Origin of the sequence: Pseudodesulfovibrio sp. zrk46, from assembly GCF_012516435.1 — a bacterium.
In the GTDB taxonomy this organism is placed as follows: Bacteria; Desulfobacterota; Desulfovibrionia; order Desulfovibrionales; family Desulfovibrionaceae; genus Pseudodesulfovibrio.
Genome location: NZ_CP051216.1, coordinates 986,977 through 1,000,125 on the forward strand (window position 1 = coordinate 986,977; position 13,149 = coordinate 1,000,125).

At 58.6% G+C, this 13,149-nt stretch carries 12 protein-coding genes; 6 read left to right on the plus strand and 6 right to left on the minus strand.

Annotated elements, in window-relative coordinates; translation table 11 throughout:
* Positions 1 to 74: 74 nt before the first annotated feature.
* Positions 75 to 1,019 carry a LysR family transcriptional regulator gene (locus tag HFN16_RS04540; protein ID WP_168889574.1) on the plus strand — a complete coding sequence of 315 codons (945 nt, stop codon included), beginning with the start codon at positions 75 to 77 and terminating at the stop codon, positions 1,017 to 1,019.
* Between the two features lie 345 nt (positions 1,020 to 1,364).
* Here the strand turns inward: HFN16_RS04540 and gltA are convergent, their stop codons facing one another.
* Positions 1,365 to 2,780: an NADPH-dependent glutamate synthase gene (gene gltA / locus HFN16_RS04545; RefSeq protein ID WP_168889575.1), complete on the minus strand. Its 1,416-nt coding sequence runs from the start codon at positions 2,778 to 2,780 to the stop codon at positions 1,365 to 1,367.
* A complete protein-coding gene (locus tag HFN16_RS04550) occupies positions 2,773 to 3,618 on the minus strand; it encodes a sulfide/dihydroorotate dehydrogenase-like FAD/NAD-binding protein (RefSeq protein WP_168889576.1) in 846 nt (281 codons plus the stop codon). Before HFN16_RS04550 ends, gltA begins: the two co-directional genes overlap by 8 nt.
* A 450-nt stretch (positions 3,619 to 4,068) precedes the next feature.
* Between HFN16_RS04550 and HFN16_RS04555 the strand changes: the two genes are divergently transcribed.
* From HFN16_RS04555 to HFN16_RS04570, 4 genes are all read left to right on the plus strand, one after another.
* A complete protein-coding gene (locus tag HFN16_RS04555) occupies positions 4,069 to 4,497 on the plus strand; it encodes a hypothetical protein (RefSeq protein ID WP_168889577.1) in 429 nt (142 codons plus the stop codon).
* A 116-nt stretch (positions 4,498 to 4,613) separates the two neighbouring features.
* The gene (locus tag HFN16_RS04560; RefSeq protein WP_168889578.1) at positions 4,614 to 7,097 is read left to right on the plus strand and encodes a heavy metal translocating P-type ATPase; all 2,484 of its coding nucleotides are present in this window, start codon (positions 4,614 to 4,616) and stop codon (positions 7,095 to 7,097) included.
* A gap of 64 nt (positions 7,098 to 7,161) precedes the next feature.
* On the plus strand, positions 7,162 to 7,356 hold the full coding sequence (locus tag HFN16_RS04565; RefSeq protein WP_210772232.1) for a cation transporter: 195 nt from the start codon (positions 7,162 to 7,164) through the stop codon (positions 7,354 to 7,356).
* A gap of 281 nt (positions 7,357 to 7,637) precedes the next feature.
* Positions 7,638 to 8,540 (plus strand): DMT family transporter, encoded by a 903-nt coding sequence (locus tag HFN16_RS04570; protein ID WP_168889579.1) that lies wholly within the window; start codon positions 7,638 to 7,640, stop codon positions 8,538 to 8,540.
* A 76-nt stretch (positions 8,541 to 8,616) separates the two neighbouring features.
* Here HFN16_RS04570 and HFN16_RS04575 read toward each other — a convergent pair whose 3' ends face one another.
* A complete protein-coding gene (locus HFN16_RS04575) occupies positions 8,617 to 8,841 on the minus strand; it encodes a hypothetical protein (protein WP_168889580.1) in 225 nt (74 codons plus the stop codon).
* Positions 8,842 to 8,988: 147 nt separating this feature from the next.
* On the opposite strand from HFN16_RS04575, the gene HFN16_RS04580 reads away from it, so the two are divergent.
* Positions 8,989 to 9,888, plus strand: a complete 900-nt coding sequence (locus HFN16_RS04580; RefSeq protein WP_168889581.1) for a hypothetical protein — start codon at positions 8,989 to 8,991, stop codon at positions 9,886 to 9,888.
* Between the two features lie 78 nt (positions 9,889 to 9,966).
* Here HFN16_RS04580 and HFN16_RS04585 read toward each other — a convergent pair whose 3' ends face one another.
* Genes HFN16_RS04585 through HFN16_RS04595 form a run of 3 tightly spaced genes read right to left on the minus strand, consistent with a single transcriptional unit; the run spans position 9,967 to position 13,146 of the window.
* On the minus strand, positions 9,967 to 11,148 hold the full coding sequence (locus HFN16_RS04585; RefSeq protein ID WP_168889582.1) for a CDP-glycerol glycerophosphotransferase family protein: 1,182 nt from the start codon (positions 11,146 to 11,148) through the stop codon (positions 9,967 to 9,969).
* A 53-nt stretch (positions 11,149 to 11,201) separates the two neighbouring features.
* Complete coding sequence (locus HFN16_RS04590) at positions 11,202 to 12,146, minus strand: class I SAM-dependent methyltransferase (protein WP_168889583.1); 945 nt, start codon at positions 12,144 to 12,146, stop codon at positions 11,202 to 11,204.
* 10 nt (positions 12,147 to 12,156) lie between these two features.
* A complete protein-coding gene (locus tag HFN16_RS04595) occupies positions 12,157 to 13,146 on the minus strand; it encodes an NAD-dependent epimerase/dehydratase family protein (RefSeq protein ID WP_168889584.1) in 990 nt (329 codons plus the stop codon).
* Positions 13,147 to 13,149: the final 3 nt, after the last annotated feature.

The window sequence follows — 13,149 nt, forward strand, 5'->3', positions numbered from 1 at the left end:
CGTTGTTGCCTTTATAGGGTTTGCGGATTAATAAGTATAACTATAAGAATTTAGCCATAGGATAAGTTAAAATTATGCTGGATAATCTGGATCGTCTGAAGGCGTTTTTTCACGTCTATTCACTGGGGAGTGTGGTGGAGGCCGCTGAGGTGCTGCACGTCACCCAGCCCGCCGTCAGTCAGGCCATCCAGAAGCTGGAGGCCGAGGTCAAAAGCCCGCTCTTTATCCGCCAGCACAAGCAGCTCATTCCCACCTCGGCGGGGCAGCGATTGTTTGATGTGGTCCAGCCGTTCATGGACAATCTGGACTCCTGTCTGGAGAGCCTCGCCTACGCCAAGGACCACCCCTACGGTGAGCTGCGCATCGGCGCACCCACCCAGTTCGGCAAGGCGTACCTGCCCGCCATTCTGGCTGAATTCCGCCAGCAGTACCCGGACGTGACATTCACCCTAGAGTTCGGATTATTCGAGACACTGGTGGAGGACGTGCGGCAAGGAGCCATCGACCTCGCCTTGGTGGACCTGTTCCTCGTGGACCGCCATCTGATTGAGAATCCGGTCCTGTTCCACTTCGAGCCAGTCTTTGAGGAGTCTGTGGTCCTCGCCTGTTCGCCCGGGTATTATGAAAAACACATCCACGGGAAGCCCACCCTTGAGATGCTGACCAAACTCGACTTCATAGAATACACCCGCAAGGCGCGCACCATCGCCCACTGGTTCAAGCACCACTTCAACGCGCCCAAGGCCAACTACCGAACCGTGCTGACCATCGACGAGCACGACGCCGTGGTCTCGGCAATCAAACATGGCGCCGGACTGGGCGTGGTGGCCCCGCATCTGGTGGAAGAGGAATTGCGGAACAAAGAGATCGTGCCGGTCCTGACCGACAAACGAGGCGTGGTGAATCAGATCGCCTTGCTCCATCTGCAGGACAAGGTTCCCACCCTCACAGACAAGCTCTTCCGGGCGTTCCTGGTGGAGCGAATCGAACAGATCGGGTCGCAATGCGTTGAAATATAGCCCCATCCGAACCACGTTATTATTCCGAAAATCGGCATTGCCACATCTGGACTTTTGCGCCTGAGTGCTTATTTCTTGGATGTAAGGGATAGGCCCCATGAGATATAGTGGAAATACTCTAACGGAGGGTGCGAAGCGATAAAACCTTACAAACCATATATCAGCGAAACGAGTCGCGTTGCCTTAAAGAGTTAAGTGCGCATGAGAGCCCAAGCTGAGGGGAAACAGCAGGGACAGCCGGGATGCCCGGACCGCGCACTTTTTTTGTGGGCTATGGATTTCCATTCCACGCAAAAAGGGCCGATGCAGTGCACCGGCCCTTTGTTAATGCATGTAGCGGATCGCCTAGAGCAGTCTGTCGGCGATTTCCTTGGCAGCGCGACGGCCTGCGCCCATGGCAGAGATAACCGTGGCTGCGCCGGTGACGATATCGCCGCCGGCAAAGACGTTGGGCATGGAAGTCTCGCCCGTCTCGGGATCGGCTTCGATGTAGCCCCACTTGTTGAGTCCGAGCTCCGGAGTGGCCTCCAGCAGGATCGGATTCGGGCGGGTGCCTACGGCGATGATTGCCATGTCGCAGGGAATCTGCTCGGTCTCGCCATCAAGGCAGACCGGGGAGCAGCGACCAGACTCGTCCGGTTCTCCCAGCTCCATCTTCTGGACAGTCATGGCCTTGAGGCAGCCCTTGTCGTCGCCATGGAAGGAGAGCGGGCCGCAGAGGCAGCGGATTCTGACGCCTTCCTCAACAGCATGTTCGATCTCTTCACGGCGGGCAGGCATTTCGTCCTCGGAGCGGCGGTAGACGATGGAGACCTCGTCCGCGCCCATGCGCAGGGCGGTACGGGCGGCATCCATGGCCACGTTACCAGCGCCGATGACGGCCACACGACGGGCGTTGTAGGCCGGAGTGTCGTAGTTGGGGAATTCATAGGCCCGGCCCAGATTGACGCGGGTCAGGTATTCGTTGGCGGAGAAGACGCCCACCAGATTCTCGCCGGGAATTTTCAGGAAGCGGGGAAGACCCGCGCCCACGCCGATGAAGATGGCGTTGTAGCCCTGCTCCAGCATGTCCTGAATGGTGATGGTCTTGCCGCCCACCCAGTTGGTGTGGAAGGAGACGCCCAGCTCTTCCAGGCCGCCCAACTCGCGGGCAACGATGGACTTGGGCAGACGGAACTCGGGGATACCGTAGACGAGAACACCGCCCGGCTCGTGCAGGGCCTCGAAAACGTCCACCTTGATGCCGCGCCCGGCCAGATAGCCAGCCACGGTCAAGGATGCGGGGCCAGCGCCGATGCAGGCGACCTTGAGGTCGTCGCGTTCCAGCGCACAGGTGGAAAGATCAGTCACTTCCTCACAAGCGGACTCAGCGGCGTAGGTATCGGCAACGTAGCGTTCCAGTCGGCCGATGGCCACGGGCTCGTGCTTCTTGCCGAGGATACATTTGCCTTCGCACTGGGTCTCCTGCGGACAGACACGGCCACAAACGGCGGGCAGCGAGTTGGTCTTGCGGATGACGTCATAGGCACCCTTCAGGTCCTCGTCGACCAGAGCAGCGATGAACCCCTTGATGTCGATGTTGACCGGGCAGCCGTCCTGACAGAGCGGCTTCTTGCACTGGAGGCAACGCTCGGCCTCGACCAGAGCCTGCTCACGGGAGTAGCCCAGAGCCACTTCGCTGAAATTCGTGCCGCGCTTCATGGCATCCTGATGCGGCATGGGTGTGCGGGGGCGAACCACTTTCTTTTTCTTATCAGACATCGCAGCGACACTCCTTGCTGAACCGTTCCATGGATTCCTCTTCCTGTTCCTTGAACTGCCACAGACGGGCCTTGAGCTCGGCGAAGTCCACCTTGTGACCGTCGAACTCGGGACCGTCCACGCAGGCGAACAGGGTCTCGCCGCCTACGGTGCAGCGACACGCGCCACACATACCGATGCCGTCCACCATGATGGAGTTGAGGGAGACAGTGGTCTTGACCTCAAAAGGCCTGGTCACGTTGCTGACCGCTTCCATCATGGGCACGGGGCCGATGGCGACCACTTCGGCCACATCGTCCTCGGTCTCGAGGATGTCCAGCAACACTTCGGTGACGAAGCCCTTATGCCCCTCGGAGCCGTCATCCGTGGCGATGCGAAGCTCGGGGCAAAAGGAAGAAAGTTCGGTGCAGAACAGGAGCAGGTCCTTGGACCGTGCACCCACGATGGCAATGACGCGGTTGCCTGCTTCCACATGCCCCTTGGCGATGTGGTGCATGGCCGCGATGCCGGTGCCGCCGCCCACACAGATGACAGTGCCGGACTTTTCAATATGCGTGGGCTTGCCCAGCGGGCCGCACACATCCATGAACTCGTCACCCTCATTCAGGGCGTTCATCTCGGCAGTGGATTTGCCCACCACGAGGAAGACGATGGTAATGGTGCCTGCGTCCTTGTCACAGTCCGCGATTGTCAGGGGAACGCGCTCCCCTTTTTCGCTGGTACGGATCATTACGAAGTTGCCCGGCTTGGCCTTTTTGGCGATCTGCGGAGCATCGATCACCACCATGGAGGTCTGTCCGGGGATCAATTCTTCTTTCTTAACAATAGTATAACCCATTACGGTCCTTCCGAAGTTTTTGGAAACAATGATTCTCGTGTGCCGGAGCGGAAAAGGAATCCGGCAGCGTGGCCTCCTGTGGTAGCCTTTCCTACCCCGGCTTGTCAAAACAGGGGAAAGTGGTTATTCTATACTTCTGATTGACCGATATCGGATTTGCCAATTCCCACGGACGGGAAGCGGAAAACCACGGGTCCCTCTGGAGAGAGCGCGGCGTTAGCCGCAGGGACGGCCGGGCTGCGATGTGATGCGCCTCGGCCCTTTTTTATGGGAAAAGGGCAGGCAAAGTGACACCGCTGAAAAAGCTCTGCTGCCGGGCGGCTGTTCGAAGTGACAGCTGCAAGGCGCAAGAATCGTTCAAGAGCGACGTGTATTTGATAATACGCGAGCATTTGAAGGATTCGCAGCAACGAAGCAGATGGTACTTTTTCTATAGCCGTGGAGGGACGCGTGAGAGTACAGTCTTACGCCTCACAACAATACCAGAAGAACGCCATTGCAGAGCGCACGAGCGAACGCCGCAGCACTGAGCCTCAGGCCAGTGTGAAGACGACGTCGTTCGGCTTCCGCCTGGGCAAGTTCGGTCTGGACTTCCAGTCACAAAGCACGATCATCGATCCCTCCCTGTCCCGCGATGTTCGCCAGGAACGGCAGAAGGCACAGGCCTTTGAAACCGAAAAGCAGGTAGAAAACCTCCGCGCCAAGGTGGGCGCCGAGGGGGCCAACTTCCGCGACATTTCCGAGGGGCTCTCTGGCACGGCTAACGACAGCGGTTCTTCCCGCCCCAAGCATGAGATCAAGGCCGCCATCTCCGCCTACGAACGCAACACGCAGGATGTCATGCCGCCGCCCGGCAACATGCTCGCGAGTGTGATCTAATTCCACACCCTCATCGGGTGCTTTATACTGCCATTACCTAATTATATCATATCCCCTTGCCAAACCCGGTTTGAGTGCGCACTATGTGCACTCACCATTGATAAGGATTTTCAACTATGAAGACGGTTCAAGCACAGATAAAGGGAATGCATTGTGCGGCCTGCTCCGGTCGCATTGAACGAGTGGTGGGAGCCATGGACGGCGTTGAGTCATGCGCCGTGAACCTGGCCGCCGAAACCATGGCGCTGGAGTTCGACCCGGACGCCATCTCTTTGGAGACCATCGGTGAACGCATCAAGGAATTGGGCTTTGAGGCGATCTTTGCCGCCGAGTCCGGTCTTGAAGAGCTGAATCTCGCCCTTGGCGGTATGCACTGCGCCGCCTGCTCCAGCCGCATCGAGCGCGTCACCGGAGCGCTGGACGGCGTGGATTCCGCCTCCGTCAATCTGGCCGCCAATTCCGGCACCTTTGTCTTTGACCCGTCCCTTGTCTCGCGCCGCGCCATTCGCGATGCCATCGAGGGCGCTGGCTTCACCTCCGAGGTGCAGTCCGCCACGGCCAACCTGTTCGAAGAACGCCGCAAGGAAGCCGAAGCACAGCTCGCCATCCAGAAACGGGAACTCATCCCGGCCTTCCTCTTTGCCCTGCCGCTGCTCATCCTCTCCATGGGCCACATGTGGGGCATGCCGCTGCCGTCGTGGCTCGATCCCATGCACGCCCCGGCCACTTTCGCACTGGCCCAACTCTTCCTGACCCTGCCCGTGCTCTGGTCCGGTCGCAATTTCTACACTCAGGGCATCCCGGCCCTGCTGCGCGGCGGCCCCAACATGGACTCCCTCGTGGCCATGGGAACCGGCGCGGCCTTCCTTTACTCTCTCTGGAACACCATTGCCATGGCCTCCGGCGATCCCCAGACCGCCACCACCCTTGCCATGGATCTCTATTACGAGTCCGCCGCCGTGCTCATCGCCATGATCTCGCTCGGCAAATATTTCGAGGCCCGCTCCAAGATCAAGACCTCCGACGCCATCCGCGCCCTCATGCAGTTGGCTCCGGACACCGCCACCCTGATCCGCGACGGCGAGCAGGTGACCATCTCCATCGATGAAGTGGAGCCGGGTGACACCCTGCTGGTCAAACCGGGCGAACGCATCCCCGTGGACGGCATCGTGGCCGAAGGCCGCTCTTCCGTGGACGAATCCATGCTTACCGGTGAGCCCATGCCCGTGGGCAAGGACATCGGCGACAGTGTGGCGGGCGGCACCCTGAACACCCACGGCGCGCTCACCATCACGGCCAAGCGCGTGGGCGACGACACCACACTCGCCCGCATCATCCGTCTGGTGCAGGAAGCGCAGGGCTCCAAGGCGCCCATCGCCAATATGGCCGACACCATCAGCTTCTATTTCGTGCCCGCCGTCATGGGCATCGCCCTCATTGCAGGAGCCGCCTGGTATTTGTCCGGTGCGGGCTTCCCATTCTCCCTGCGCATCTTCGTGGCCGTCATGGTCATTGCCTGCCCTTGCGCCATGGGCCTCGCCACCCCGGTCTCCATCATGGTGGGCACCGGCCGCGGCGCACAGCTCGGCGTGCTCATCAAGTCCGGCCGAGCACTGCAGGAAGCGGGCGAGATCGACACCATCGTTTTCGACAAGACCGGCACCCTCACCCACGGCCGCCCCGAAGTGGCCGAAGTGGTGATGGTTCGCGGCACCATGGCCCGCACCGAGGCCATCTACATGGCAGCCGCTGCCGAATCCATGTCCGAACATCCGCTGGCCAAGGCCATTGTCCGTCGCGCTGAGGATTCCGGCCTGGACTTCCCCAAGCCCGATGCCTTTGAGGCCATCCCGGGCAAAGGGCTCAAGGCAACCATCGGATATCGTGAAGTGATCATGGGCAACTGGGAGTTCATGCAGGAGCATGGGCTCGATTTCGGCGACGACACCCTCACCCCGCAGGCCGTGCCGCACTTCGAAAGCCAAGGCGCCACCGTGGTGTACTTCGCCTCCGAGAACAAGCTCAACGCCCTGTTCGCCATTGCCGACGAGATGCGCGACGAGACGCCCGATGTCATCAAGACCCTCAAGCAGGAAGGACTGACCCCGATCATGCTCACCGGCGATCAGGAGGCCAATGCCAAGGTCGTGGCCGAACGGGCCGGAATCGACACCGTCATCGCGGGCGTCATGCCCGACAGCAAGGCCGAGGAAGTAGCCCGCCTTCAGGCCGAAGGCCGCAAGGTCGCCATGATCGGCGACGGCATCAACGACGCCCCCGCCCTGGCCCGCGCCGACATCGGCATTGCCATGGGTTCCGGCATCGACGTGGCCGTGGAGTCCGGCGATATGGTGCTCATGAAGTCCGATCTTCGTGCGCTCCTCACCGGCCTGCATCTGTCCCGCGCCACCATGCAGAACATCAAGCAGAACCTGTTCTGGGCCTTTGCCTTCAACACCATCGGCATCCCGGTGGCCGCAGGTCTGCTGCATATCTTCGGTGGCCCGACACTCAACCCGATGATCGCCGGCACTGCCATGGCCATGAGTTCTGTCACCGTCGTGACCAATGCACTCCGACTGAGATTTTTCAACGACTAATAATGGAACCGGAAGCGGGTCGCTGTCATACTCGGCCCGTCAACCCACACCAAGGAGAATCACAATGCCCGTCGTCAAAGTAAAAGGAATGAGCTGCCAGCACTGCGTGAAGTCCGTCACCGAAGCCATGGAAAAGCTCGGCGCCAAAGACGTTTCCATCGACCTGCTGTCCGGCGATGTCACCTACGCCGAAGACGCACCCATTGCCGCAGACGCGATCAAAGAAGCCATCACCAAGATCGGCTTTGAAGTCGTTTAATTAAGAATGAAGAGAAGAGGAGGTCGGCCTGCGGCCTCCTTTTTGATGGGTGATTTCGCCTCCCGGCGGGCTTAAGGCCGAGGGCCTTAAGAATCCCATATGCGCCTTCGGCGCGAAATATATTTGCGCCAAAGGCGCAGGGTGGGTTTCCAAAGGGTATAGCCCTTTGGCCGCCGGAGACGAAATCACCTGACAAATCCCGCCCGCAAGGGCGGCTTCCTATTCTGATTTCACCCCTCTCCCCCCTTCCCTTTCACACCGTATTCCGCTACTTCCCACCGATGAAAAATGTTTCCTTCGTTGGCGGGCTGTGTGCCCTGCTGGCCACCATGATCTGGTCCGGCAACTTCATTGTCGCGCGCGGCCTGGGCGATGTCATCCCTCCCTTCACACTGGCCTGCCTCCGCTGGTCCACCGGCACCGTTGCCATCATGCCCTTTGCCGCCCCGCTCATCTGGCGCGACCGCGCACTGCTGATGAAACACTGGAAGCACCTGTTCGTCTCGTCGGTCCTCGGCGTGACGGTCTTCAACACCCTGATCTACATCGCGGCCCATACCACCAGCGCCATGAACATGACACTGATCGCAACCACGACGCCAGTGTTCGTCATCATCCTCTCGCGTATATTTCTAGGTGAAACCATCACGGCAAACCGGGCCATAGGCCTCGTTGTGGCGGTGGCTGGCATCGTCACCCTCGTCACACGCGGCAACCTTGATGTGTTGATGGGACTGGATTTTCGGGTGGGCGACCTCTGGATGCTGCTGGCCGGATTCATCTGGGCCGTCTATTCCATCATCATCAGGAAGAAGCCTAAAGAGATCAACCAGTTCGCCTATCTTGGCGTCACATTCCTCGCCGGAGTGCTGCCCCTCATCCCGGCGGCCGCCATCGAACTGTCCGTGGCCCCGCCGCTGAATATCACCCCCACGGTCATCGGCTCGGTCCTGTACATCGGCATCGGCGCATCACTCATTTCCTACATGCTGTGGACCAAGGCCGTGACATCCATCGGCCCGGTCATCCCGTCGCTGATCTACTACTCCCTGCCCGCCTTCTGCGGCATGGAGGCGTACTTGTTCCTGAATGAGCCTGTAACAATGATCCACGGCGTGGCCTTCCTGCTCATCGTAGGCGGCATTGTCTTCGCGACACACCCGAAATTTCAAAAGAAGGCGTAAGCGCCAGACACACAAAAGCGGACCGGTTACCCGGCCCGCTTCTTGGTGATTCTTTCCCGCGTCTTCCCCGTTTCGCCTAGAGCGCTTCCTTGAAGGAGAGCAGTTCCAATACCGGCTTTTGCTTCTTGACCTGCGTCCCATTCCCCTTGGGACCACAAGGCTTGAACAGATGCACGTTCTCCGCATCCACCGGTTCTGCGGCGACGAGGCAGTCACTGCAGATTTTGCCGTCTTTGCACTCCATGAAGAAGTCGCGAGGATCGATTTCCTGACGGCACTTGCTACAACGTTTCTGTTTCATTTGGTTTTCCCTCCAAAAGGCATTTTTATACAGGCAGCAGATGGGGAAAACAGTTCAAGATGCATGCCCTGCAACCTTTGGCGCGCATAAGTTTTCATACATTTTTTCATCAAAAAGCCTAAAGCTCCTGAGAGTACTGACGATAAGATGGGCATGATTATCCAAGGCAGTCATATGAACTACGGCTTCATGCAGCAGCTGGCGGCAAAGAAGCGTCAGGGGGAATCCCTTGGCGACGCCGAAGCACTGTTGCAAAAGCCGGGCATGCGCCTTGGACAGGGCTTGAACGTCAACCCGGCCAAGTCGGGACTGACACCTGCGGCTGACGCCCTTGCCAAGGCCCCGGGCCAGCAGGGCAAGCTGCCCGAGAACTTTCCGGGGACGCAGGACGGCGAGCTGACTCTTGGCGCCACCGTTGCCAACGAGATTGCCCGCCGCATCGAAGCGCAGACCGAGGAAGGTCAGGAGACCAAGGACACCACCGCCCTGCAGCACGCACTGGGCGAGACCATGGACTGGGTGCGCGAGCGGTTCGGCGACGAGACCGCAGCCGCGGCTTCAGGCATGGTGCTGGCGGCCACTTCTTCCACCGTCAATGAAGACACCCTTGGCGACGGATTGCTCAACGCCCTCAAGTTCATCGACCGCAACTTCGGAGTGGCCGCGGGCGACGCAGCCATTGCCCAGTTCAACCAGTCCGTGAACGTCGAGCTGAACAGTTATTTCGAAAACGGCAAGATGGAGCTGTTCCACGCTTCCACTACTTCAGTTTCAGTGGATGAGCCCTCTGCCACGCAAGACCTGACCGCGCGCCTCTTCACGCGCACCACACAGGCTTCAGACAAGAACGAAGACGCCAAGTCTCCCACCGAGCTGCTGCTGGAAGAGCTGAAGAAGGAACTCGACAACACTGCCGAGCTTCAGGATCTGACCACGCAGCTTGAGGAGAAGTTCAACCCGACCAAGGCCGCCACCAACGCAGCCATGGCCGCTTACACCGACCCAGCCGCCCCGATGGAACCGCAGTTGGCCAGCATCGCTGTCTAACCCGGAACAATTCGCAGGCGTTGAAAAAGGCCGCTCCAGATGGAGCGGCCTTTTTTGATGTTATCTGTCTTCAACAGACTACTTCTTGGTGAAGTACTCTGCCTTGATGTGCTCGACGATGCGCTCAGAGGCCTTGTCGTCGGTATGGGTATAGAGCTTGTCCGTGAGCTTTGCCCGCTCTTCCACATGGTCATCCTGCCCGTGCACCAACACCTTGAGGAAGGTGGCAAACAGCTCATCCTGTGTGGCGGGGTGCGGACCGGGGGCCATGTCCTTGAAGTCGTAGAACATCTCGCGATCCTTCTTGAGATACTTCTCAAGGTCGTAGGGATAGAAGATGATGGGACGCCCGGTGAGCAGAAAGTCGTAAGCCACCGAAGAGTAATCGGTGAGCAGACAGTCGGTGTGCCGCAGGATCGGATAGGCGTCGCTCTCGGCCTTCACGACCATGACATTGGACAGGCCGAGGTCGATTTCAAGAGAAATGTAGGGGTGAAGCTTGAGCAAAAAGATGATGTTGTGCTTCTCGCCAAACACGTTCAAAGCGCCGATGTCCACGGCGCGGTCCTCGACCGGGCCACCGCCTGAGTCGCGGAAAGTCGGCATGTAGGTAACGATCTTGGCCCCTGCCTTGCGACGTTTGACAATGGCCCGGTAGACATTCAGGTCCACGCCAAGCATATCGTCGGCATCGGGGTCACGCAGGAGCACGTCGTTGCGCGGGTAGCCTGTCTCCCAGATGGTGCGAGTCTTGAACACCTTGGAAAAGGCGGTCTCAGTGACAAAGGGAGACGTGGAAATAACGGCGTCATATCCCGAGTAACCGAACCGGAGGCGGTTGGCCTTCTCCTCATCCATGCCCACGGCGGATTCGATCTCCGGGAAGCCGATGAGCTTGAGCGGGATGCCGTGCCAGATCTGGACAACGGGGACATTGTGCATGAGCAAAAAGCTCTGACTGTCGGTGCGCCACCAGAAATCATCGCAAACCACCAGGCGCGCCTTGGCAAGAATCTTCACCGCTTCCGCAGAGGGGAAAAGGACCACAGGCAACTTGGCCTGCTCCATGGTCGCCTTCACCTCGGGATCATGGGTCAAAAAAACGGATTTGAACGGCTGGCGCGTCCGCGCACAGTAGTTAAAAATGTATTTGGCGTTGTCCATCAATTGCCCGCCCACACGCCCGGCAAAGACCACCAGATTGGTCTTGGGCGTAAGCTTGGCAAGCTCAATGAACTGTTGTGCCATATCTCCGGTCATTATCGCTCCTTGGCGCGGTATGCGCTAAGTGAATCGCTTTGAAAATCAAACAGTCAACTAAACGTCGGACGCCACACTATCGTGGACAAACCTTCATTGAACATATTGCCGAAGGGAACTCTTTCGGCCTTTTCTATGACGACCTTTCCTTCTTCTTCCAATGCTCGAAGCTTTGTGAGGAAAGGCCCCAGGTAGTTTCTTTTGTGATGGTACTTCAAAGCCAGGTGGTCGAAAAGAGTATCCTCGTCATAAAATTCCACCACGGGCTCGGCGTGCGCGCATCGGACAAAGCCCTTGGCCAGCACAAAGTCCAACAGTTTTTCGAAATCTCCGCCAATCTGCTCCAGAGCCGTAATGGTGAACATGGCGCTGCCCGGAGGCACCTCCAGATCATAATCGGGATTGAAGAAGTCGAACCGGCTGGACGAGAGGTTGATGTCATCACGTTCCCCAAGGGAGTTGACCAGATCTACCGCACTCTGAGCCCAATCCAGCCCCACAAGCTGCTTGCCGGGATGGAGTTCATTGAAACGAGTCAGATTCCATCCGGTGCCGCAACCGAACTCGAAGACCGAATCAAACTCCGAGCAGAAACGGCTCATGAACCAGGAGCGGTGGATCATGCAAAAATTTCGCAACAGGGACGGGTCAACAGACCGGACCAAGCGCCCTTCCAGACGGGTGTAATAGTTGTTCTCCGGCCGTTCGAAATATCCAGGCGTCAGACTCTGCTCCGTACACTCGTTCTCGTAGCGGGTAAGGTTCTCGGCCCATCCCTTTTCCCAGTCTTCAGAGCGATGACTTCCAGAAGGCTTGAGGCATCCGGAATCTAGACGCTTGAGGATGGTGAGGATGCAGTCATCCTTTTCATCCGGAGCAACCTCCCGGTAGACAAGCGCCGAATCATCAATGAGATCCTTGCAGATGCTCTCGAGAACCGGGACCTCCTCGCCCAACAACCGGGCGATATCACTGCTGTCCAGATGCTTGTTTTCCATGAAATGAATCCTATCGGTCTGCGTATGCGTTGTGCTTGTCGCCCTGCTGGTGGCGGTTTTCCATGTACCACTCCACGGTCTGGCGAACGCCCTCTTCCAGGGAGATGTTGGCCTGTATGCCGTAGGAGGCCGCCCGCTCCACATCGAGGCGGCGCAAACGGTCGCCCTTGGGCTTATCCGTATCCCAGACGATATTCAGGCCGGGGTCCACGCACTCCTTGATGATCTCCACCAGTCGACGGATGGAGGTGGCGGAGCCGTTGCCGATATTGATCGGATCCTGAGGGTTGGCCTCGGCCACTTCGATGCACATGCGGGCCACGTCGTCGGAAAAGATAAAGTCCCGTTCGGGAGAACCGTCCCCCCAAACCACCAGATCGGCGCCGGTCTCACTCGCCTCGATTGCCCTGCGGATCAGTGAAGGGACGACCATAGCGTGGTCGCCTTCAAAGCAGTCGCCGGGACCGTAGACATTGGCCGGACGAACAATGGTCAACCGGTCCATGCCGTACTCCTTGCGGTAGCCCTCGATCTGGAGCTCCCCCATGCGCTTGGCCCAACCGCCGAACCAGTCATTTGGAGACGGGAAAGTCTGCCACACGTCGTCCTCATGCATGATCTCGGAGTTGCCGTACACGCCAATGGAGCTGGCAAACAACAGGCCGGGAACTTTCTGAATACGGGCTGCTTCCAGAAAGGGAAGCTGCAACTGCATGTTGGTGACGAAGTGGCTCGCCGGACGATTGCGGGCGGTGTCTGGAGAGGCCTTGGTTCCCAGCATATCAAAAATGAAGTCCATGCCTTTGCAGGCCTCCATGCAGCTATCGAAATCCGTCAGATTGAGTTGCTGAAATCTAGCCCCCTCAGGGCAACGGGACGGATCATCAAGAGACACCACATGTACATTGGCCCCCAGCTTCAGGAGCCTTTTTACAAGGGGGGCGCCGATCAAACCGGTACCACCGGGAACGAGAACGTTTTTGTCTTTCCACATATTCATGAA